Genomic DNA, 18,806 nt, shown 5'->3' on the forward strand with positions numbered 1-18,806 from the left:
CGACTGGCAACGACAACGTCGAATTGATACTCTCAGCCATGGTGGCGTACTCCGGGGGAATTGGGTCTTAAGCAACCAAATTCAAACCCAAGTACGCCGCCTTTTTCAACTAACCCGTCCACAACATTCGGTTATATCTCAGTGTCCGTTGGGATCAGCTTGAAACTTCCCTTCCTCAGCGTCATCTTTCGCACCTTCACTTCGGTTCCAGCAACTAAACGTTTGATGACCTGCTGATGGTCATCAGGCATTTTCGCACCTAGATAGATCGCCGTAAGTGCAGCGGGATCGTAGCTGCGTAGAACGTCGCCTTTTTTATTCAGAATTCGCCATTCGTTTTCGTACGCCCAGCAATTCGATTTTACCAGCCACAGTCTAATCAATTCCTTGTCGGTAAGATCGCCACTCATCAGGCGGTCGGTGTCGAGTACGGGAATGGAATTATCGGGAGGATAATCTACCTCCATCGGCGGAAGTCCAAGTTTTGCGTCACGATCCATATTGAACTCTAGACAAAAGCCACGGTGGCCATTGGCATAGTGACCCCACATCAATAGACAATCCGCAGTTGCGGAAAAGCAGCACACTCCACCAAGGAATCCTTGTAGTTTTTTCTCAATGCTCTCTTTGAACTGCCCCGCCGCAGCTATCCGAATCTGTGCGGCCTGGTCATCGTTCAAGTTGTCGAGCTTGGGAACCAACGCTGGAGTCTGCTTTTCCAGCATCCTTTTCAGTGTCTCAATACTCGGCTCCGAACAGACAACGTCGAGGGCGCAGTCAAAAGGGTCATTGAACGTACCGACCTTTGCAAACCATAGTTGGTTGTTCGATAGATTTGCGATGTCTTCCAAGGTACCTGAGCGGTATTTGAAGAGTCGCTTGGGGAAATCTACTGGCGCGACCACCATTGTCGATCATTCCGTCGCCCGAGAATAGAACGAGTCGCGACCGGCGGGCGGCGACCAATCGCGGCATACGGGTGCGGTGGTTTTCCCTTTGATTTCGGTCGTTGTCAGCATACCACGGCGGCCTGTTGCATCGCGGTGTCGCGAACTATCGACCCCCTGCTCCCAAAGTTAGCGGGCGTCGCGTCGCAATTTCGTAAGTTGCTATATCAACGGTGGTTGCGACACGTCACCGATTGCAGGGATTGCACAAAATCGCATCGATTTTGCTTCTCTCTCTGCAATAACTCTGCAATTTGCGACACTTGGTACTGCTAGGTTCTTGCGCGATCGCGCCCAATCATCGGCGGAGCGGACAGGACGCGAACATCCGCTGAAAACACGGCAAAAAATGACTATTCTACGGCAGGCGCTGCAGAAGTCGGTGGAGTTTTCCCCGATCCTGATCTGTAGGCGGTTGTCTCCGCTTGGCCCGATCTTTCAGTCCGGTTCCGAAAGCTAACTGCGGAACTGGTCCGGGAGCAGTGGCCTCGCTGAGGGGGAGCTTATGAAAATACTTTGGGTCGTAATGGTGATCGCTGTTGTGGTGTTGCTCTCCGTTCTGGGAGCCGTAGCGTGGTTCGACCTCCTGAAGCCGTTTTGGGAGGGTTGGTCCGGGAAGCTCGGCGTTGTTGGTGCAGTGCTCAGCATCGTGGCAGCGATCGCGGTCGGCATAATGCACAAGTTAAAGCTCACACAGCTTAAGGAGGACCACACCTTCTACGTTGCAGCAATCGTCATTTCTTGTGTGATGTTGTTCCTAGTATTTGTTGTCTCGCTTGATGCTGCTCAGACCTGGAATGCTCGACGACTAACACATGAGAAGGAATTGTCAGTTAGAGAAGTGCGAATTCTTGTAAAAGACCAAAACGGTCGTTTGTTACGGGAACCGTTCAAGGTATCGGTGCAGGTCCCAGACCGAGCGCTCGAAACACTGTCTGGACACGATGGTTCAGCGAACGTCAGCGCAGTGCCAAGAAGCATCGCTCAGCTCAGCGAAGTGGACGTAGAGTACCGTGACTACGAGCAAGTATCGAAGCCTCCTTTCAAGATCGAAGAAGGCGGAGTCGTAACCGTGCAAATGGTTCATTCGAAAAAACAAGAGCCTATGCTTAACCCGACGAAACCGCCACCATTGCCGACCTTCACCGATGCTGGAAAGGCCAGATTCTCTAAGGATTCCGCCAAAGTCTATGGTGTTGGCGGCGAGGATGTCATTGTACGCGCGCGCAATGTGACGTCAGACGATTTGACGCTTCTCATGGAGGACCTTACGAATCGGCCGAAGAACGCGGTCAATCCTGACGGGTCTCTGCACGTCGGTGGCCCAGGTGGAGGCGGCGTTGAGAGCCGTAAACTGCCGCGATCTGAAGATGGTGTCGTTTATGAGGACTTTAAGGACGGGAGCGGCTGGTATTTCTTCTGGGTCCGTGGCGAAAGCGGTAAAGAATGGCCGCTCGGTGACCACAATATATTTACGGAGCGGAAAGTCTTTGTAACCGTCCAAGATGCTCGCGATCCAAAGGAGGGGAGATACGAGCTGAACTTTTCCCCTTTTGGCGAGCAAACGAACGGTGGGCAAAACACTCTTGATGGTGGCAGCAATCAGCCTGGCGACGAACCAGGCAGTAGCTCAGGATCGACTCCTCCTTGAGTCGAAAATGGGACGCACGGCATTCCTGTGGATTAAGCCGGAGCGGGTGACACAACGACCGTGGCTGCGACGAGAGGTGAATCCAGGCATAACAGCGTCTCCATTGGTATTGGAAGACCCGGATAGCTACTACCTCATTACTGAAGACCGCGATGGCTTTGAATGGTTTGACCGCCGCCAGCCTGCGTTCCCTTTGCGCGAAATGATTCAGAAACAAGGGCTTCGACGTTTGATATTGGATGGCAAAACGGTAAACGAGACGAAGCAAGACCCGATATGGAATCCTTTGGCTCAACGCTGGGAATACCGGACGCGAACAGTTACCCGTATGAGCGAGGTCATCTACCGATTTCAGTTCGCCGACGGGACGGAAAGGAGTACGTCATTCCCATGGTCGGGACGGCGTTTGCGTGTGCCGCAACCGCGGACGCGCGTTGTGCCCGTTCAACCGCAGTCAGTCCTCATGGATTTGCCATGTGACTGTGAGGCATGGGATTAGTGATCGCAACGATTTGAGTTTGGAACCGTGCCAATTTTGGCGGAGGGATTGCCGATCCAAGCTCGGCCTCGTAAGCGAGTGTCGAGCATGGATTGATGGCCGCGGCCCCATTGCCAGCAAATAGGTTAGCACAATCGGGCGATCCGAACGCTGCAAAATCCGATGCAGTTGGCTCTCATGCTTTAAGCCGCCGGAGATTTGGTGAAGGTCGTGACCGAATGGCCACAACTATTTGTGTGACAGTTTTGTTACGATGCTATGCACAGACTTTGGACTCCAACTACCAGTAAGAGCTATAGGTGATAACTATAGGTTTGGGGGGGTGATTCATCGAACTTTTGGCCGGTGACGGGGGGGTGATTCATCGAATGCCGGGGGGTGATTCATCGTGGATAACTTTGCTAACCCCCTGGCTTATCCACAGACACCAACGGCAGAGACATGCCGACCGACGTTCTGGTAATCGGCGGCGGCGATTCGTAGAGCTTGATGCCGCCGTCCACTTCTTCAATACGGGCGTCAGGATAGACCACGCTAACCTGACGCAATAGCGCACGAAATTCGCGTTTGAAGTCTTTCGACTCAGAGTATTCCTGGCCGAACTGGTCGCGGAGATTCTGCCATGAGAGCATTACGCCCCCGGGCTTGTTGATTCGGCAGAGCCGATGAGCAAGCCACGTGTAAATGTCGAGGGCCAGGGCCGAATGCCGCAACGCCGATAACGCCCGATAGTCGAGCGGCACGGCATGGCTGGCCAGCGTCTCATAAAAGTCCGGGTGCAGTTCCATCACGCCAGGCCATAAGGTCTGCTGCGAGCCGTCCTGATGCAGCCACGCTTCAAACTTGCGGATCGGCTTGGCGTCCACGGTGACGACCTTGCCATGATCCCGCATTCCGATGGTGAGCCGACAAGCGGCCAAGGCTTCGATCTGCTTGCGGATCGCCGTATATCCTCCGCGAGGCCCTCCCCCGTCCCCCATGCCGAGCTTAAGCAGGAATTGCCGCATACTGTCGCCCACATCGACTCGGCGGCTCTTGGTTCGGATCGCCTCCGACGAAACGTGTACCATCACGAGGCGTGGCGTGGTGCCGTAGGGTAATGGCTGCTGCACCCATTCTTTGCCGTTCCACAGCTTGCCCGCCTCAAGCTGAAGGCTGATATGGCCGCTGGTTCGCTCGAAGGTGCGTGCCTCGGTGGCCCGGCGTGGCATACCGACCTGGCACATAACGGTGTGCAGAAAATCGTTGCGGTCGGGCCGTTCGTTAATAATCTGATCGCGGGCGTCGATAAGCCGCTGCTGGTTGCGGGTGAGTGTTGTTCCCTCGTCCGGCCGCTTCATGCAATCGGGCTCTTGCCGTGCTTAACGAACAAGTCGTTGAGCGCCTCGGATAGCAAATCTTGCACGGTGCTGTCGTGTTCTACAGCCATGATGCGTAGCTGCTTTGATACGGCCGGGTCAAAGAATCCGCCGATGGTCTTTAAACCATCGCGGCCGGTTCGTCTCTCTGAAGCGGCATCATGCGGCTTATTTTTTTCCGGCTCGATGTCCGCCGCAGCCGTAGGCCTGGATGCCTCACGCAATGCTGCCGACAAGCTTGGTTTCTTGATTGTCATGCTCTACCCCCAATCGTTTCATCATCCAGCGGAACAAATGCTTGATCTCGCGGGCCGCCTTCCCCCCCGGCTCGAACTCCTGGGCGGTGAGTCCCGCCGTGAGGCAATGCACGAAGGCTGCCCGCTGCCCCAACTGCACGTCCGCCACGTCGATGCCGTAGCCGGTGACGGCTTCGATGGCTTCGCCCGTCAGTGAGCCACGAGCAGGAACAGCATTCAACACAACAGCCGCAGGCTTGCCCGCGATGCGTGCTAAATCGACTGTCTGGCTGATCGCCCGCAAGTCGAGAATCGCCGGACGGCACGGGATCAGGATCAAATCCGCCTCACGCGTGGCGGCTAGCGCCGCTGCCTCGGAATGCGGAGCGGTGTCGATAAGGGCCAACCTCGCCCCGTTCTGCTTGGCGATTTGCAAGACGTTGCCAAGGCGGGCTGCCTGGGCTGAGACAACCGCCGGTGTGTCCTGCCTGCGGCTATCGCCCCAGCCGGTGGCGCTGGCTTGCGGATCAAGATCGATGATGGCCGAGGACAAGCCGGAGCGCTCGGCCTCAACTGCTAGATGCACGGCCAGCGTTGTTTTGCCAGCCCCGCCCTTTTGAGAAATGATCGCCACAGTACGCATGTGCAAGCGATACACACCTACGGGCCGGGATGTCAACCAATAAGAAACTCAACGCATTGACACGTGGAATTGATTGGTAGGTGTAGTCGTGTGATTGTCGTCTGCTTGACGCGTCTGCAAGTAGTAGTCGTTGGCATTCGTGCAACGTCGATTTGTCCACATGCCAACGTGTGTGGATGTTCGGCAGCCATGAATTTGACCGGGGTAGTCGATGTGCTTTTATGGGCCATCACGATTGATTTTCACGGTGAAAAACTCCCTTAGCTCTGCTAAGGGAAGATGTCTGCAACGAAGTTGTGATTTTTTGCCTGCACTCAGCCAGTCGGCTTACTGGCGTCATAGCCTGGCCTGCGGTCGCGACTTTTCACCGTGAAAAGTGCAGCCAGCTATTGGCCACCTCCTGTATTCATCCTCCGTTGGCAGGGTGATTTTCACCGTGAAAACGGCAGCAATTTTTCACGGTGAAAAGTGGGGACGGGAACTGCTGGCTTTTGGACCGGAGCCCACACTCAGCGAAGGGCCAAAAGCCAGCATCGCCAGCGATGCTCTTGTGCCGATCTGTGACAGGTGGCAGCCCTTCATTGCGTTGACGAAGCAATGCCGCTCTGGCATGAATCGAGGCATGTTACGTGTCGTCCAAAGTACCTCTCAGGCCCAGGCCCGCAGCTACTACACCGCCGATTACTATTCGGAGGGGCAGGAATTAACCGGCATCTGGCACGGCCAGGCGGCGAAGCGACTCGGCCTGGCAGGTGCGGTGACGCAATCTCAATGGGATGCGTTGTGCGGCAACCACCATCCCTCCACGGGCCAAAAACTCACCCGGCGGCAAAACAAAGAGCGGACGGTGGGTTATGACTTTAATTTCCACGTGCCCAAGAGCGTGTCGTTGCTCTATGCCGAAACTCGCGATCAGCGAATCGTGGACGCGTTATGCGAATCGGTCGCGGCCACGATGGACGATGTCGAAAGCGAGATGGCGGCGCGTGTTCGCAAAGGTTATCGGTACGACAACCGACGAACCGGCAACATCGCCTATGGGCTCTTTGTCCATTTCACGGCCCGGCCGGTGAATTCGATTCCCGATCCGCACTTGCACGCCCATTGCTTCGTCCACAACCTGACGTTCGACGAGGACGAACAGCAATGGAAAGCAGGACAGTTCCGCCTGCTCAAGCAATGTGCCCCGGAATTCGAGGCGATGTTCCATGCCCGGCTGTCGGCCAGCCTGGCTGAGCTTGGTTTACCGCTCGTACCCAGTAAGCACGGCTGGGAACTTCAAGGCATCGATCAGGAATTCATCGAACGTTTCTCGCGGCGGACGCATTACATCGAGCAGAAAGCCCAGGCCCTGGGCGTCATTGATCCGCTGGCCAAGTCGGAGCTTGGTGCCAAGACGCGCGAGCACAAGCGAAATGATCTCTCGTTCCGCGATTTACAAGCCATCTGGCGACGACGAATGACCGCCTCCGACCGGCGAGCGTTGGCTACTCTCAAAAGCAGGCTCAACGGCAATGCCGAGTCTGATAATGCTGCCCCGAGATCGCGGCTCGATACCAAAGGGTTGATCGATGACACGCTACGGCGGCAAGCGTTCCTCGCCGATTGGTCGCGTCAGTGGGCCGGAAGCGGCTGGCGATTACATGCACGGCAGACGATATGAAAGACAGCTTTGTCGCCAAGTTTGAAAGCAAGGACGCGGAGTCGAACGTCATTCAGCTAGCGGAAGCAGAAGCCCAAGACAACCTGGGCGTTTGCGGTCTGCTGCGTGGCATCCGCGATAGAGCGATTATGCTTGAGTTGCGGCTACGTGGCGGCCGCGTCGAAGCCTGCGGCTACATGTGGCTCGATAATGCTACGTTCGATCCTAGCGAGGGGATTACCCTGTACTTCGCCCGCAAGGTGGTCAAGATCAGCGGTCGCAACCTCGATACTCAAATCCGGCCGGGAGTAAACTTGTTTGAAGCTCTGCTGCGGCATCGCGTTACCTGGCTCCGGGAAGCCGACCTAGCGGACCAGTTTTACGGTAAAATTGCGATTGAGCGGATCGAAGTCGAGCAGCTAGGGGGCTGAAAAATCTCTCGACCGCTATGCCCAATCGTGACAGAATACCGATAGAGGTTCGGTTATGGTTAACATTCAACTCAATGACGCCACGGCTGCCGCGTTAGCGGCTAAGGCCGCTTCCCAAGGGCTTTCGCTGGAAGCCTATCTCGATCAGATGGCAAATAGCGGCAGCAATCCGCCCGCACCTCGTATGTCGGCCGACGAATTCCTGCGATTGCTCGAACAAGAAGCGACCGACGGGCCTTCGCCATCTGGGACATTTCCTCGGTCAGAGATTTACAGCGATCACGATTGATGGCCTGTTTACTCGACACCGGCATTCTGCTGCGGGCCTTCGACGCCAGAAATCCCCAATGTCGTGGCATCCGTCAGGCGCTTCGCAAACTTCTGTCACGACAGGAGCGATTGACCGTTGCACTACAGAACATCGCCGAATTCTGGAACGTTTCGACACGTCCGGTCGAGTCTAATGGCTTCGGCCTGGCGACGGATCGGATCGGGCAACGGCTAAAGCTGCTTGAGAGCGGCTGCGAGGTACTGACTGAGAGTGATGAATCGTATCGCATTTGGAAGGGATTATTGGCGGCTCACTCCATATCCGGTGTTGCCGTCCATGATGCCCGTCTGGTCTCGGTCATGCTCGCCAACGGCATCTCAACAATCGTCACGCTCAACGTAAAGGACTTCCGCCGCTATAGCGGCATTTCAGCAGTCGTTCCGAGCGACGTTTGACTCCGGTCGCCTACCCTCCCTCCGCTGGAGTTCTGCCGCATTCCAGCTGAACTCGGGCACTGACCCCTTCGGTGGCAATCATCGTGGCACTAGAGGCGCATGGCATGGACGGTCGGATAGACTTCGTTCATCACTTTAGCCCTAAGCATTTCTTCTAACTGTGGATCGTCGGTATGGATAACAAGATCTTCTTCTTGGGGAACCGAATTGCATTCAGCGTCGACCTCGAGGTCTGAATTCAGATTACTCGGGGTAATAAGCTTGATGGTGAAATCTGTGTCCATCGAACAATAGCAGACTATGTCAAGCATCCGAGGAATTCTCGAAAGGTACGTCTCTATCGATTCAATAAGTGCGTTGCAGCCGGGGCGCTGACGAATCGATTTTGGCAATTCCTTTAGCAATCCGTCGAGCAGGGCCTTCGCTATCTCATCCGAGATCAAGTCGCGTTGCGGCCGTGATCCGACGAAGAACATTACCTCGAACAAGATCACCTCGGTAGCATGGATATGCACGACCGAATCAACTCTTAAGCCGGCAGAGCCATCCGAGGACGCTGCTGCATCGCTCGCTGAAGCAAGCACAGAAATGCTTTGTGCCCTACGCTCATCGGCCCGGGGGGTGCAACGAAATGTCCACACGACAGGAAAGGGTGCCGATTGACCCGGCACTAACGAACGCCGATAGACGACTTGCTTGCACATGCGTCTGAATCCATTATTTGACCTAAGTTTTGATCGATAAAATCGTCTAGTTCAACTGTTCATTCTTCCGCCTGCCGTGCTTTGATTCTTCTGTTGGTCATCGGTATCAGAAGCACCCACTACGCACGTTTCGTTGAAATAATGAACGATCACCTGCACGATGGTCTTGGAGGCATTCTTCGCAGGATTAGCCTCGCGTCGGCAACAAGCGCGCAAATCGACAGCTACCCAAGGAACTTGCCACGTCGTCCCAGGCGGATCTTGATGCCCAGCCGATTCTTGAAACTGCGGGAGTGGCAAAGTCCCTTCCGTTGTTCGCAAGAACTCTTCCGCGGCAGTTGCGAGGCGATTGAAGAAACCAAGAGGTTTAGGTACACCACTTCCTTGACCATTCCTATGCGGACCATCGTCTCGCCCTGACCGGAAACGCTTCGCAAACCGCGCCAACCGAAACCTTAAATATGCCAGTTTCCAGCGAATCGAAAAGGGGCACCCTTCGCGGCGAGCCCACCCCGGGAAGCATTGACGACGAACGAGATGATACAACCCGTCGACATCTGGTTCGCCGACTCCTGCGGCCCGCAACTTGTCTGTCAGTGGCTTTGCTTGAAGAATGGCCGACCACTCGAATGCCTCATGATTCTTCATCAACATGAATGCCTTCTCTTTAATCCGTTTCTCTAAGGCTTCGGGTGTTGGATATCCAAGCGTTAGATGCTCGTCCAGTACTCCCTCTACAATCAATACAGGCTCCAATTTTGGGACCTTCGCCACGCTCCCGCCCTCAGAATTAGTCGATTAAGCCAGCCGCCATCCGGCCTTAGTTGCGTGAGCATATCACCCCCCACCAATGGGTGCAAGGTGCCTGAAGTGTGTCGAATTTGAAAGGACGGACGCTTAACCGACGAGCACCCGATTTGTGGTGAAAACAGGCTATGACGGCCTGAAGCGTCGAGGTCTAGAGTGCGTAAAATACCACGTCGGTGAGGCAGGATTGCGCCATCGTGCGGCAGTGACGAGCGGAATCGAAAGCAAACGGTCGCACGAAGAAAGTTAGTTTTGCTCGTTCTGGTCACACCGCAATTACTTGCCTCGTTTGCGGCTATCCGAGTCTCGACGGGATTCAAGCCGATGCACATGGTTTGATCTCAATACAACAGCATCGCCCAGCATTTCTGCGAAGTTTTGATTGGAAGCCCGAATGGCGATGCCGTAGGGCGTCTTGCCTCGCGCAGTTTGCGCTTCAACATCTGCGCCGTTTTCCACTAACAGTTTACCAGCATCTATTAGACGATGGAAATTGAGGGCGGCGTAATGCAATGGTGTCGCGCCGTTGGCATCCCGTGATTCAATGTCGGCACCGGCAGTGATCAATACGTCGACAATCGTGGTGCGATTATCTCGCGATGCAAGATGGAGCGGGGTACGAAGTAGTGCGTCTTGCGTATTCACGTTGGCACCGCATGCAATTGCTTGCGAAACACCATGGGCATCCGCTCTCATTACAGCATTGAATAATTGACGGTCGACATCGGACAGCATCGGCACCTCATCAGATGCCGATGGTTGTAAAGATGTTTGTTGTTCGCGCAAGCAGTTTCCGCTTGCGGCCGCTGCAAGTTCTGTTCCAGCGGCCAGTCGCCCGCACCTGAAATCACGGGCGATCTAATAGGGCAGCGCGATTTCAGCGGAAATCCGGTTAACGAACGTCTACAAATAGGGTTCGAATGTTTGTGGACATTCGGAGTTTGTGGATGTAGTTTCTGGACGGTTCTGATGCAGAACGATCGGACCTCGCTCATCGTCCAGCAAACGACCGCTTTATACACAACTCATGGCCAAAAATGACGGCGATTCTCGGCTATGCCCGCGTATCAACCGCCGGGCAGGATTTGGAAGGCCAGCGGCAGCGGCTGAGTGCCGCCGGTGCTATCCGTGTCTTTGAAGATGTCACGAGCGGCCGTAATTTCAAGCGGCCTGGCTTATCATCACTGCTTGAATATGCCAGAACCGGCGACGTGCTGTGCATTGTCCGCCTGGATCGCCTCGGCCGCAGCCTACGAGAACTGCTCAATATCGTCGATACGCTCAAGCAACGCGGCATCGGCCTCATGTCGTTAGACGAAAAACTCGACACTTCTTCAGCGGCTGGCGAACTCGCATTCCATGTCTTTGCAGCTGTAGGCCATTTTGAGCGGGGCGTGATAAGCGAGCGGACACGTGATGGGCTGGCAGTTGCCAGGGTACGCGGCAAGCGAATCGGTCGGCCGATACTCGATGAAACCAAAATCGCCGCCGCCTTACGACTTGTTGACGCGGGCCTAACCCCTGCCCAGGCCTCGCAACAAGTCGGGCTGGGGCGTTCAACCGTGTACCGCGAATTGCGGACACGGAATCGCTCGCGGCAAGAAATGCCATGCTGAACCTGTTGACGGTGGTTTTCGAGGCCCATCATACCGGCAGAAACCATCATCGCCGCTATCAAATCAGCGTCGGCCGCGATCTATTCAATGACTGGATAGTGAGTATCGATTACGGCCGCATCGGTCAGCAAGGACAGCGGCAACGCTTCGGACATGCAAACGCTGTTCAGTTGCAGAGCATTATTCGTGAGCGGTTACGACGCCGGCGATCCGCGCAACGAAGAATTGGCTGCACCTATCAGCTGAAAGAACTGCACACCTTCAACGGATTCGATGTCGAGGCGTGGCTGCCGCGGGCATTGCTCGCAGAGTTTTTGCAAGTTTCTTCTTCCCCGGAACACCAGAGAAAGGCTAGCGGGGTCCAGGGGGCGGCAATGAGCCCCGGTCTGCGTGAACGCAACAAACAACGGCGGCGTTAGCCACTCCGCTGCTTCGCGTGAACGAAAGTCGCGGACACTTTGGCGGTGCGTTCATGTTGCCTGAGATGAGGGCTGACAATGCTTGCCAGAGAGCGACAACAAGCGGCTCGCAAACTTTCTAGAATTCTTTGCTATTGATCGCCGTACTATGAGAAAGCCGTGAAGTGCGCGGCTAGGCGGTCAATGGGGAGGATGCAATGAGCACGGAGCAACAACAGTTGCTAGTCACCTCGAAGCAAGCGGCTTCGATGCTGGCGATTTCGGAGCGAACGTTGTGGCAGTTGACCAGTGATGGTCATCTGCCCGCCGTCCGTTTTGGCAGGACGGTGCGTTACGATCTCAGCGATTTGCGAGCGTTCATCACCTCGCGTCGTAGCGGCGGTACTCCGGCCGCAAACTGACGCCACGTTCGTATAGAATGGCGTGAACCGATTTATTCCCCGATCAGCGGAGCGTGTGCGCGATGGCGAGCATTACCCGGCAGGGAAATGGGCGGCGGACAATTCAATTTGTGGGGACTGATGGGCGGCGGCGAAGTCTGAGGTTAGGTAAAACGTCGCAACGCGATGCCGAGAGGATCAAAACGAAAGTCGAAGCGATTCTCTCCGCTCGCCTGGCCGGGCAACCGCTCGATGCCGAAATCTCTGCCTGGCTCGGTAAGCTCGATCCGCTAATGCTGGATCGCCTGACAATGGTGGGATTGATAGCGACAACCACGTCACGCGGCAAAGCAACGCTTGGGCCCTTTCTCATCGAATATGTGGATCGCCGTATCGATGTGAAGCCAGCGACGAAAGAGGTTTGGTCGCAAGTGACGCGAAATCTCTGCGAGCATTTTGGCGAGTCGCGGGACATGGCCACGATCACCGAAGGTGATGCCGAGGATTTCAAACTATTCCTGATCGGCTCCGGCTTGGCTCCGACCACAGTGCATAAGCGTCTGCAATTTGCCCGCATGTTTTTTCGAGCGGCAACCAAGCGGAAGCTTATCGCAGCCAATCCGTTTGCCGACGTGACCGCCAAAGCGGTACTACGGCAAGAGCGGCAACGGTTCGTCACGCGCGAAGAAATCGACCGGGTGCTTGCTGTCTGCGATCCGATTTGGCGAACGATCATTGCTCTGTGCAGATTCGGCGGTCTGCGTTGCCCCAGCGAGGTTCTTTCGCTGCGATGGCAAGACATCGATTGGGATGCCGGGCGCATTACCATCACGTCACCAAAGACCGAGCATCATCCGGGCAAGGCAAGCCGCATCATGCCCTTGTTCCCGGAACTGCGGTCAGTCCTCGCTGAAGCATTCGAGTTAGCCGTTGATGGTGCCGGGTATGTGGTGAGCGGCAACTATCGCCAGACGGCGAACACAATACGGGGCTGGCGGAATTGCAATTTGCGGACGCAATTTGAGCGGCTGGTGAAGCGTGCCGGGCTGACGCCGTGGCTGCGGCTGTTCCATGCCCTGCGGGCAAGCCGCGAGACGGAGCTGGCCAGGGAGTACCCAATTCACGTCGTTACGGCCTGGCTGGGCAACACGCCTCGCATCGCCCTCAAGCATTACCTGCAAGTGACAGATGCCGATTTTGAGCAAGCGAACTCAGGCGGTGCAGAATCCGGTGCACGAGTGGTGCAAAATGCGGTGCAGCAACCCGCCGCGGCGAACGGCGACGTTTCGCAAAAAACGACGCAAGCCCGTGCTGGTGCAGGGGCTTATGCGAACTCTCGCGAATGGCCGCGAAGGCCTGCGAGAATGTCGAGCGGAGAGGACAGGATTCGAACCTGCGGACCGGTTACCCGGTCACGGGTTTAGCAAACCCGCGCTTTCGACCACTCAGCCACCTCTCCGAATTGAGCGAAACGGCCACCGTCGGGAACGGGCCGGCCGTCAACGCAGCAGGAATTTTAGGCAATTCGGCGGGTATCGCAAGGCGGCTATTTCGCAAGTTCAGCCGTCGAATCCGCCTGATCCGGCTGATCCCCGCGGCGCTAGCCCGAAATGGGCCGTAAACGCCGTCCCAATTATCCAGTGCTGGCAGGGTCGAAGCTATGGTTGACTGGGACTATAGTAGCGCCGGGGTCGACCATCCGCCGTGGTACTTTGCGTAGTCGGGGCGGGGAGCCCGCTCACGTCGTGCCTTGAGTGCGCAGCGGGAGACTAGGGTGACACAGCAAGACCCAGAATTGAAATTCGCCACAGCATACGATCAGCAAGGTGTTCGATGTTTGCAAGATGGTTTGCGATCCGTCCCGTCGGTAAGAGCATTTGGGCGGCCCTAACGATCATCTGTGCGGCATTCGCACCCTTGTTCGTGGCAAACGCGCCGGCTCGCGAGACGATTTCGCGTCCGGTGGTCAGCGAAGCGGCCTGGCCCGGCGAGGCGAGCAACATCGACGCCGCGGCCGCAACCATAACGGCCAACGAGCTTAAGCAGCACGCCTCGGCTCTGGCGGACGACACATTCGAGGGACGCGCCACGGGCAGTCGGGGCGGTCGGGCGGCGGCCGGCTATTTGCAATCGAAGCTCAAGGAGTTCGATCTCGCGCCGGCCGGCGAAAAGGGGAGCTACTTCCAAAGCTTCGATTCCAGCTCGCGCAATATTCTGGCCAAGATCGAAGGGACCGATCCGGCGCTAAAAAAGGAAGTCGTCCTGGTCAGCGCTCACTACGATCACGTCGGGTACGGTAATTCTCGCAACAGTTACGGCCCGACCGGCTACATCCATAACGGCGCCGACGACAACGCCAGCGGCGCGGCCACGTTGCTCGAGGTCGCCGAGGCCTGCGCCAAACTCGACCCGAAACCGAAGCGGACGATCCTGTTCGCGCTGTGGGACGCCGAAGAGACGGGGCTCAATGGCTCGAAGTTCTGGCTTACTAGGCCGACGGTTCCGCTGGCCGACGTCAAGCTGATGATCAACATGGATATGGTCGGCCGGTTGCGTAACAACAATCTCACGGTTTATGGCGCTCGCACGGCCCGGGGCCTGCGCAAGCTGACCAGCACGCCTAACCGCGACAGCGACGCGCCGGTCATCGACTTCGATTGGGAGATCCGCAGCGATAGCGACCATCATCCGTTCTACATGCGCGGAATCCCCATCCTGATGCTGCACACCGGTCTGCACGGCGATTATCACCGACCGAGTGACGACGTCGAGAAATTGAACATTGAGGGCATGCAGCGCGTCGCTCGGCTGTTGTACGGCATCGTCACCACAGCGGCGAATCAGGCGGAATTGCCGAAATTCCGCGAAGCTGTTCGCCGTGAATCGAGCTATAGCAAATCGACGAACGATCGCATCGAGCCCGCGCCGCCGGGGCGTCTCGGTCTGCAATGGGATCGCGAGGACAACACCGCAGCCGGCTTGAAGATTGTTCGTCTGACGCCCAGTGGTCCTGCTGCGCAGGCAGGGCTGAAGGTGGGCGATCGCCTGTTGAAATTCAACGATCACGAGCTGGTACACGGCATCGACCTGGCCGGCATCGTTGTCTCGGCACAGAACCCAGTGAAGATCACAGTCGCCCGCGTCGGTTCGGAACAGCCAATTGACGTCAAGGTGCAATTGCGTGGCAACCCCACCAAGCTCGGCATTCAATGGCGCGAAGACGACGCCGAAGCCGGCTCAGTGAAGATCGTAGGTGTGGTTCCCAGTTCCCCCGCGGCGCGCGCCGGCATCCGCCCGTTGGATCGGATTTACACTGTCAACGGGCAAGACTTCGCCAGCGGCCAGGAAATGCGTCAACTGCTCGACGCCGCCACGATGCCGTACCAATTGCTCGTCGAGCGCAACGGCCGCGTCCACCAGGCAACAGTCGAGCCATCACCCGCCGTCGCCGTTACGCAATAACTACGCGCAACCCCTCTCCCTTCGGGAGAGGGCAGGGTGAGGGTGCGACGCCGTTGACGCAAAGCATTGCCTTCAAGGTGAAGCTAGAAAAATTCCCCTCACCTAACCTCTCCACCACGGGGGAGAGGGATTTGGCTTTGCCCGCTGTCGCCGTGACAATCGAACCTACTGCGTCGACAGTCGAACGAGCTCGCGGTCAGTCCACCTGTCCCCACACACGCGGACTCTTGAACCCGCGTGGCTTAGGCCCTGCTTTCGGCGGTACAGCTTCCTTGGCGTAGGCCGCATAGCGCGCACGCAGTTGCTCGGTGATCTTCGGTTCGGCGTTCGCCAGATTTGTTTTCTCGCCGACGTCGGTTGCCAGGTTGAATAGCTCGACGGATTCTTTTTCCGTCGCGGCGGCAGGCTTTTCGTCCTCATCCTCGCTCCCCCGGCGATTGCCCCCCAGTACCAACTTCCAATCTCCGACACGGATCGCGCCAGCGGTAGGCGTGGTGTTGATCACGATCGTCCGATCGGTTGGCGTCGGCGCACCTGTCAGGGCTGGCCACAGGTCGAGGCCATCGACCGGCAGCGATTGCTCGGCCGATGCGCCGGCCAGTTTCAACAGCGTCGGGTACCAGTCAACGATATGTAGCGGTGTGTCGATCTTTTGGCCGGCCTTGATCTTCCCCGGCCAAGTGGCGAATGCGCAGACCCGCACGCCCCCTTCGTACACCGTTCCTTTGCCGGCACGCAGGGGACCGTTATCCGTCAGTTTGCCGGGATTCGGTCCACCGTTGTCACTGGAAAAGACGAAGAGCGTGTTGTCGGCCATTCCGGCAGCACGAACAGCATCAACGATTTGCCCCACGGCCTCGTCCAATGCCGCCACCATGCCCGCATAGATGCGCTTCTGGCCGGCGCGATTTTCGTACGGCGCCGTGTAACTATCAGGCACCTGATGCGGAGCATGGACCGTGTTGAAAGGGACGTACAAAAACAGCGGTCGCGACGGATCGCGTGATTGGATCCGCGCCACGGCTTCGCGCGCGATCAAGTGCGTGGAATACCCCTCGTCATGATTCTCGTGATCATCGCGATGCCAATCGAACCCCTCGTCGCGAATGTGTGTGAAGTAATCAAGCGCGCCGTTGTAGTGGCCATATTGATGATCGAAGCCACGCCGCGTGGGCAAATACTCCGGCTGAAAATGCCCTAGGTGCCACTTGCCCGTAATCGCGGTTTGATAGCCAGCGTCGTGCAGCGCCTGGGGAAGTGTGCGTTCTGCCAATGGCAACCCGTACTGCGCCCAGGGACGTACGACGCCAACCTGCAAACCATGTCGGAAGGGATACCGGCCCGTCATCAGCGCCGCGCGCGTCGGCGAGCAAACCGGCTGCACATAGAACTGCTCGAGCTTCGCACCAGACTCCGCCAATTCGTCCAATCGCGGCGTCTTAATATCGCTGCCGCGCCAACCGACGTCGTCCGATCCCAGATCGTCGGCCAACAAGAAGACGATGTTCGGCCGCGGCGCAGCGGCAGCGTCGGCCGCTGACGCCGACCTGGAAAAGCCAACAGCTACGACCGCGAACAACATGACCAGCGTTTTCATAGCGCTCCTTAAGCCCGACGATCAATGGCACGAGCACGCGCGAAACTACTTCGCGGCCTCGGCGACCCGTCGCCCCGAGGCGGTCGGCGGATCCTGGTCGGGCACTTTCAAGTCCTTGCGCAAGCGACTGAGTTCTTTTTCTAATTCTTTTTGCGCCGCTGCATAGCCGCTCTGGCCATAGACGCTGCGCAATTCGTGCGGATCGGCCTGACGATCGAATAACTCCCAGTAGTCGACGTCGGATCCGTAGAAATGCACCAATTTGTACTGATCCGTCACTACACCATAGTGCGGTCGCACGTGATGCGGCACAGGGTATTCGTAGTAGTGATAGTAGAAGCTCTTGCGCCAATCGGCCGGAGTTTCGCCGGCTAACACGTCACGCAGGCTGCGTCCCTGCATCTCGTCGGGAATCGGCACGCCGGCCGCATCGAGAAACGTCTCGGCAAAGTCGAGATTCGAAACGATGTCCCGGCACACGAGTCCCGGCTTTGCCACGCCAGGCCAGCGCACCAGCAGCGGGGTTCGCAGCGACTCTTCGAAGATCCACCGCTTGTCGAACCAGCCATGCTCGCCCAGGTAAAACCCTTGGTCGGCGGCGTAAATCACCAGCGTGTTGTCGGCCAATCCGGCGTCGTCCAGGTATTTCAGAACCCTTCCCACGCTTTCATCCACCGAGCGGATGCAGCCCAAATAGTCGTGCATGTAGCGGTTGTACTTCCAACGGACCAGGTCGGCCCCTTGCGGATTCGCCTGACGAAACGCGGCGTTGCGCGGCTCGTAGTAGGCATTCCATTTTTCCAATTGCTCCGGCGTCAATTGCGCAGGGGGGGTGAGCTTCAGATCGCGCGAGTTCATCGTCTTTTCGATCGTCATGTCTTGGTCGCGCTCGGCCACGCCGCGGTTCGCATAATCGTCGAACAACGTTGCCGGTTCGTCGTATTTGCGATCCTGGTCGTGCCCTAAGTATTTCAGGTTGGGTTCCCACTCGCGGTGCGGCGCTTTGTGCTGGCACATCAGCAGAAACGGTTTCGACGCATCGCGATTGCCGAGCCAATCGAGCGACAAGTCAGTGATGATGTCCGTAACGTACCCTTGGTGCTGCGTCTTTTCGCCGTTGCGCGTCATGGCCGGGTTGTAATAGACGCCTTGCCCCGGCAGGATTTCCCAATGGTCGAAACCGGTCGGCTCGCTGATCAGATGCCACTTGCCGATCACGGCTGTTTGATAGCCGGCCGCGCGCAGCAACTTCGGAAACGTCATCTGCGAACTATCGAAGCGGCTGTTCGAATTGTTGTAGAAGCCGTTCAAGTGGTTGTACTTGCCCGTCAGCACTGTGGCTCGGCTGGGCCCGCAGATCGAATTCGGCACCAGGCATCGATCGCAGCGCACTCCCTCGGCGGCCAGCCGATCGAGGTTCGGCGTCTGCACCAATTTCCGTGGATCGTTGTAAGCGCTGATCGCCTGGTAGGCATGATCGTCGGAAAAGATCAGCACGATGTTCGGGCGTTTTCCCTCGGCGGCGGACGAATCGTCGGCAGCCATGCAATTGAAAACCAGTGCCGAGGCTCCCAACAGGATCGAAACGCGGATCACCGAAGAATGCATGTTGAAGCTTTCCGAGGATTGAACTGCGCTAAGTAGTATGTGCATCGCGTACAGAATCGATTTGAACGAGAAAAGTCACG

At 57.0% G+C, this 18,806-nt stretch carries 18 protein-coding genes and 1 tRNA gene; 9 read left to right on the top strand and 10 right to left on the bottom strand.

Going from position 1 to position 18,806, the window contains the following annotated elements; all coding sequences use genetic code 11:
* Positions 1-131: 131 nt before the first annotated feature.
* Complete coding sequence (locus tag VGN12_30540) at positions 132-908, bottom strand: DUF2971 domain-containing protein (GenBank protein ID HEY4313817.1); 777 nt, start codon at positions 906-908, stop codon at positions 132-134.
* Between the two features lie 544 nt (positions 909-1,452).
* Between VGN12_30540 and VGN12_30545 the strand changes: the two genes are divergently transcribed.
* Positions 1,453-2,598, top strand: coding sequence for a hypothetical protein (locus VGN12_30545; protein HEY4313818.1), 1,146 nt, complete (start codon positions 1,453-1,455; stop codon positions 2,596-2,598).
* Between the two features lie 900 nt (positions 2,599-3,498).
* On the opposite strand, the gene VGN12_30550 is transcribed toward VGN12_30545, so the two are convergent.
* From VGN12_30550 to VGN12_30560, 3 genes are read right to left on the bottom strand one after another with little or no spacing between them, the layout of a single operon-like run.
* Positions 3,499-4,437, bottom strand: coding sequence for a replication protein RepA (locus VGN12_30550; GenBank protein ID HEY4313819.1), 939 nt, complete (start codon positions 4,435-4,437; stop codon positions 3,499-3,501).
* Positions 4,434-4,712 carry a ribbon-helix-helix domain-containing protein gene (locus VGN12_30555; protein ID HEY4313820.1) on the bottom strand — a complete coding sequence of 93 codons (279 nt, stop codon included), beginning with the start codon at positions 4,710-4,712 and terminating at the stop codon, positions 4,434-4,436. The genes VGN12_30550 and VGN12_30555 overlap by 4 nt, the downstream gene beginning before the upstream one ends.
* Positions 4,672-5,334 carry an AAA family ATPase gene (locus VGN12_30560; protein HEY4313821.1) on the bottom strand — a complete coding sequence of 221 codons (663 nt, stop codon included), beginning with the start codon at positions 5,332-5,334 and terminating at the stop codon, positions 4,672-4,674. The genes VGN12_30555 and VGN12_30560 overlap by 41 nt, the downstream gene beginning before the upstream one ends.
* Before the next feature lie 622 nt (positions 5,335-5,956).
* On the opposite strand from VGN12_30560, the gene mobF reads away from it, so the two are divergent.
* Genes mobF through VGN12_30580 form a run of 4 tightly spaced genes read left to right on the top strand, consistent with a single transcriptional unit; the run spans position 5,957 to position 8,133 of the window.
* Positions 5,957-6,997: a MobF family relaxase gene (mobF, locus tag VGN12_30565; GenBank protein ID HEY4313822.1), complete on the top strand. Its 1,041-nt coding sequence runs from the start codon at positions 5,957-5,959 to the stop codon at positions 6,995-6,997.
* A complete protein-coding gene (locus tag VGN12_30570) occupies positions 6,994-7,407 on the top strand; it encodes a hypothetical protein (GenBank protein ID HEY4313823.1) in 414 nt (137 codons plus the stop codon). The genes mobF and VGN12_30570 overlap by 4 nt, the downstream gene beginning before the upstream one ends.
* Positions 7,408-7,462: 55 nt before the next feature.
* Positions 7,463-7,696, top strand: coding sequence for a hypothetical protein (locus tag VGN12_30575; GenBank protein ID HEY4313824.1), 234 nt, complete (start codon positions 7,463-7,465; stop codon positions 7,694-7,696).
* Complete coding sequence (locus tag VGN12_30580; GenBank protein HEY4313825.1) at positions 7,696-8,133, top strand: type II toxin-antitoxin system VapC family toxin; 438 nt, start codon at positions 7,696-7,698, stop codon at positions 8,131-8,133. Before VGN12_30575 ends, VGN12_30580 begins: the two co-directional genes overlap by 1 nt.
* A gap of 89 nt (positions 8,134-8,222) precedes the next feature.
* Here VGN12_30580 and VGN12_30585 read toward each other — a convergent pair whose 3' ends face one another.
* The 3 genes from VGN12_30585 to VGN12_30595 form a co-directional block, all read right to left on the bottom strand.
* Entirely contained in the window at positions 8,223-8,837 is a 615-nt protein-coding gene (locus VGN12_30585; GenBank protein HEY4313826.1) for a hypothetical protein, read from the bottom strand.
* Between the two features lie 51 nt (positions 8,838-8,888).
* A complete protein-coding gene (locus VGN12_30590; protein ID HEY4313827.1) occupies positions 8,889-9,611 on the bottom strand; it encodes a hypothetical protein in 723 nt (240 codons plus the stop codon).
* Between the two features lie 309 nt (positions 9,612-9,920).
* Positions 9,921-10,430: an ankyrin repeat domain-containing protein gene (locus tag VGN12_30595; GenBank protein ID HEY4313828.1), complete on the bottom strand. Its 510-nt coding sequence runs from the start codon at positions 10,428-10,430 to the stop codon at positions 9,921-9,923.
* A 251-nt stretch (positions 10,431-10,681) separates the two neighbouring features.
* Here VGN12_30595 and VGN12_30600 point away from each other — a divergent pair, with 251 nt between their 5' ends.
* From VGN12_30600 to VGN12_30610, 3 genes are all read left to right on the top strand, one after another.
* Positions 10,682-11,260 carry a recombinase family protein gene (locus VGN12_30600; GenBank protein HEY4313829.1) on the top strand — a complete coding sequence of 193 codons (579 nt, stop codon included), beginning with the start codon at positions 10,682-10,684 and terminating at the stop codon, positions 11,258-11,260.
* A complete protein-coding gene (locus tag VGN12_30605) occupies positions 11,254-11,679 on the top strand; it encodes a WGR domain-containing protein (GenBank protein HEY4313830.1) in 426 nt (141 codons plus the stop codon). Before VGN12_30600 ends, VGN12_30605 begins: the two co-directional genes overlap by 7 nt.
* Positions 11,680-11,876: 197 nt before the next feature.
* The gene (locus VGN12_30610) at positions 11,877-12,080 is read left to right on the top strand and encodes a helix-turn-helix domain-containing protein (GenBank protein ID HEY4313831.1); all 204 of its coding nucleotides are present in this window, start codon (positions 11,877-11,879) and stop codon (positions 12,078-12,080) included.
* Between the two features lie 1,351 nt (positions 12,081-13,431).
* Here the strand turns inward: VGN12_30610 and VGN12_30615 are convergent.
* A tRNA-Ser gene (locus tag VGN12_30615) sits at positions 13,432-13,518 on the bottom strand.
* A 374-nt stretch (positions 13,519-13,892) separates the two neighbouring features.
* On the opposite strand from VGN12_30615, the gene VGN12_30620 reads away from it, so the two are divergent.
* Positions 13,893-15,521: a M20/M25/M40 family metallo-hydrolase gene (locus tag VGN12_30620; GenBank protein ID HEY4313832.1), complete on the top strand. Its 1,629-nt coding sequence runs from the start codon at positions 13,893-13,895 to the stop codon at positions 15,519-15,521.
* A gap of 196 nt (positions 15,522-15,717) precedes the next feature.
* On the opposite strand, the gene VGN12_30625 is transcribed toward VGN12_30620, so the two are convergent.
* Both VGN12_30625 and VGN12_30630 read right to left on the bottom strand, forming a co-directional pair.
* Positions 15,718-17,118 carry an arylsulfatase gene (locus VGN12_30625; protein ID HEY4313833.1) on the bottom strand — a complete coding sequence of 467 codons (1,401 nt, stop codon included), beginning with the start codon at positions 17,116-17,118 and terminating at the stop codon, positions 15,718-15,720.
* A gap of 45 nt (positions 17,119-17,163) precedes the next feature.
* Positions 17,164-18,726 (bottom strand): sulfatase, encoded by a 1,563-nt coding sequence (locus VGN12_30630; protein HEY4313834.1) that lies wholly within the window; start codon positions 18,724-18,726, stop codon positions 17,164-17,166.
* Positions 18,727-18,806: the final 80 nt, after the last annotated feature.

It is taken from the genome of Pirellulales bacterium (genome assembly GCA_036499395.1).
In the GTDB taxonomy this organism is placed as follows: domain Bacteria; phylum Planctomycetota; class Planctomycetia; order Pirellulales; family JACPPG01; genus JACPPG01.

Coding starts and splice junctions, on each gene's coding strand:
- VGN12_30600 (HEY4313829.1), top strand. CDS start 10,682: ATGACGGCGATTCTCGGCTATGCCCGCGTATCAACCGCCGGGCAGGAT.
- VGN12_30610 (HEY4313831.1), top strand. CDS start 11,877: ATGAGCACGGAGCAACAACAGTTGCTAGTCACCTCGAAGCAAGCGGCT.
- VGN12_30625 (HEY4313833.1), bottom strand. CDS start 17,118: ATGAAAACGCTGGTCATGTTGTTCGCGGTCGTAGCTGTTGGCTTTTCC.
- VGN12_30560 (HEY4313821.1), bottom strand. CDS start 5,334: ATGCGTACTGTGGCGATCATTTCTCAAAAGGGCGGGGCTGGCAAAACA.
- VGN12_30570 (HEY4313823.1), top strand. CDS start 6,994: ATGAAAGACAGCTTTGTCGCCAAGTTTGAAAGCAAGGACGCGGAGTCG.
- mobF (HEY4313822.1), top strand. CDS start 5,957: ATGTTACGTGTCGTCCAAAGTACCTCTCAGGCCCAGGCCCGCAGCTAC.
- VGN12_30550 (HEY4313819.1), bottom strand. CDS start 4,437: ATGAAGCGGCCGGACGAGGGAACAACACTCACCCGCAACCAGCAGCGG.
- VGN12_30620 (HEY4313832.1), top strand. CDS start 13,893: ATGTTTGCAAGATGGTTTGCGATCCGTCCCGTCGGTAAGAGCATTTGG.
- VGN12_30585 (HEY4313826.1), bottom strand. CDS start 8,837: ATGTGCAAGCAAGTCGTCTATCGGCGTTCGTTAGTGCCGGGTCAATCG.
- VGN12_30575 (HEY4313824.1), top strand. CDS start 7,463: ATGGTTAACATTCAACTCAATGACGCCACGGCTGCCGCGTTAGCGGCT.
- VGN12_30545 (HEY4313818.1), top strand. CDS start 1,453: ATGAAAATACTTTGGGTCGTAATGGTGATCGCTGTTGTGGTGTTGCTC.
- VGN12_30555 (HEY4313820.1), bottom strand. CDS start 4,712: ATGACAATCAAGAAACCAAGCTTGTCGGCAGCATTGCGTGAGGCATCC.
- VGN12_30580 (HEY4313825.1), top strand. CDS start 7,696: ATGGCCTGTTTACTCGACACCGGCATTCTGCTGCGGGCCTTCGACGCC.
- VGN12_30540 (HEY4313817.1), bottom strand. CDS start 908: ATGGTGGTCGCGCCAGTAGATTTCCCCAAGCGACTCTTCAAATACCGC.
- VGN12_30630 (HEY4313834.1), bottom strand. CDS start 18,726: ATGCATTCTTCGGTGATCCGCGTTTCGATCCTGTTGGGAGCCTCGGCA.
- VGN12_30605 (HEY4313830.1), top strand. CDS start 11,254: ATGCTGAACCTGTTGACGGTGGTTTTCGAGGCCCATCATACCGGCAGA.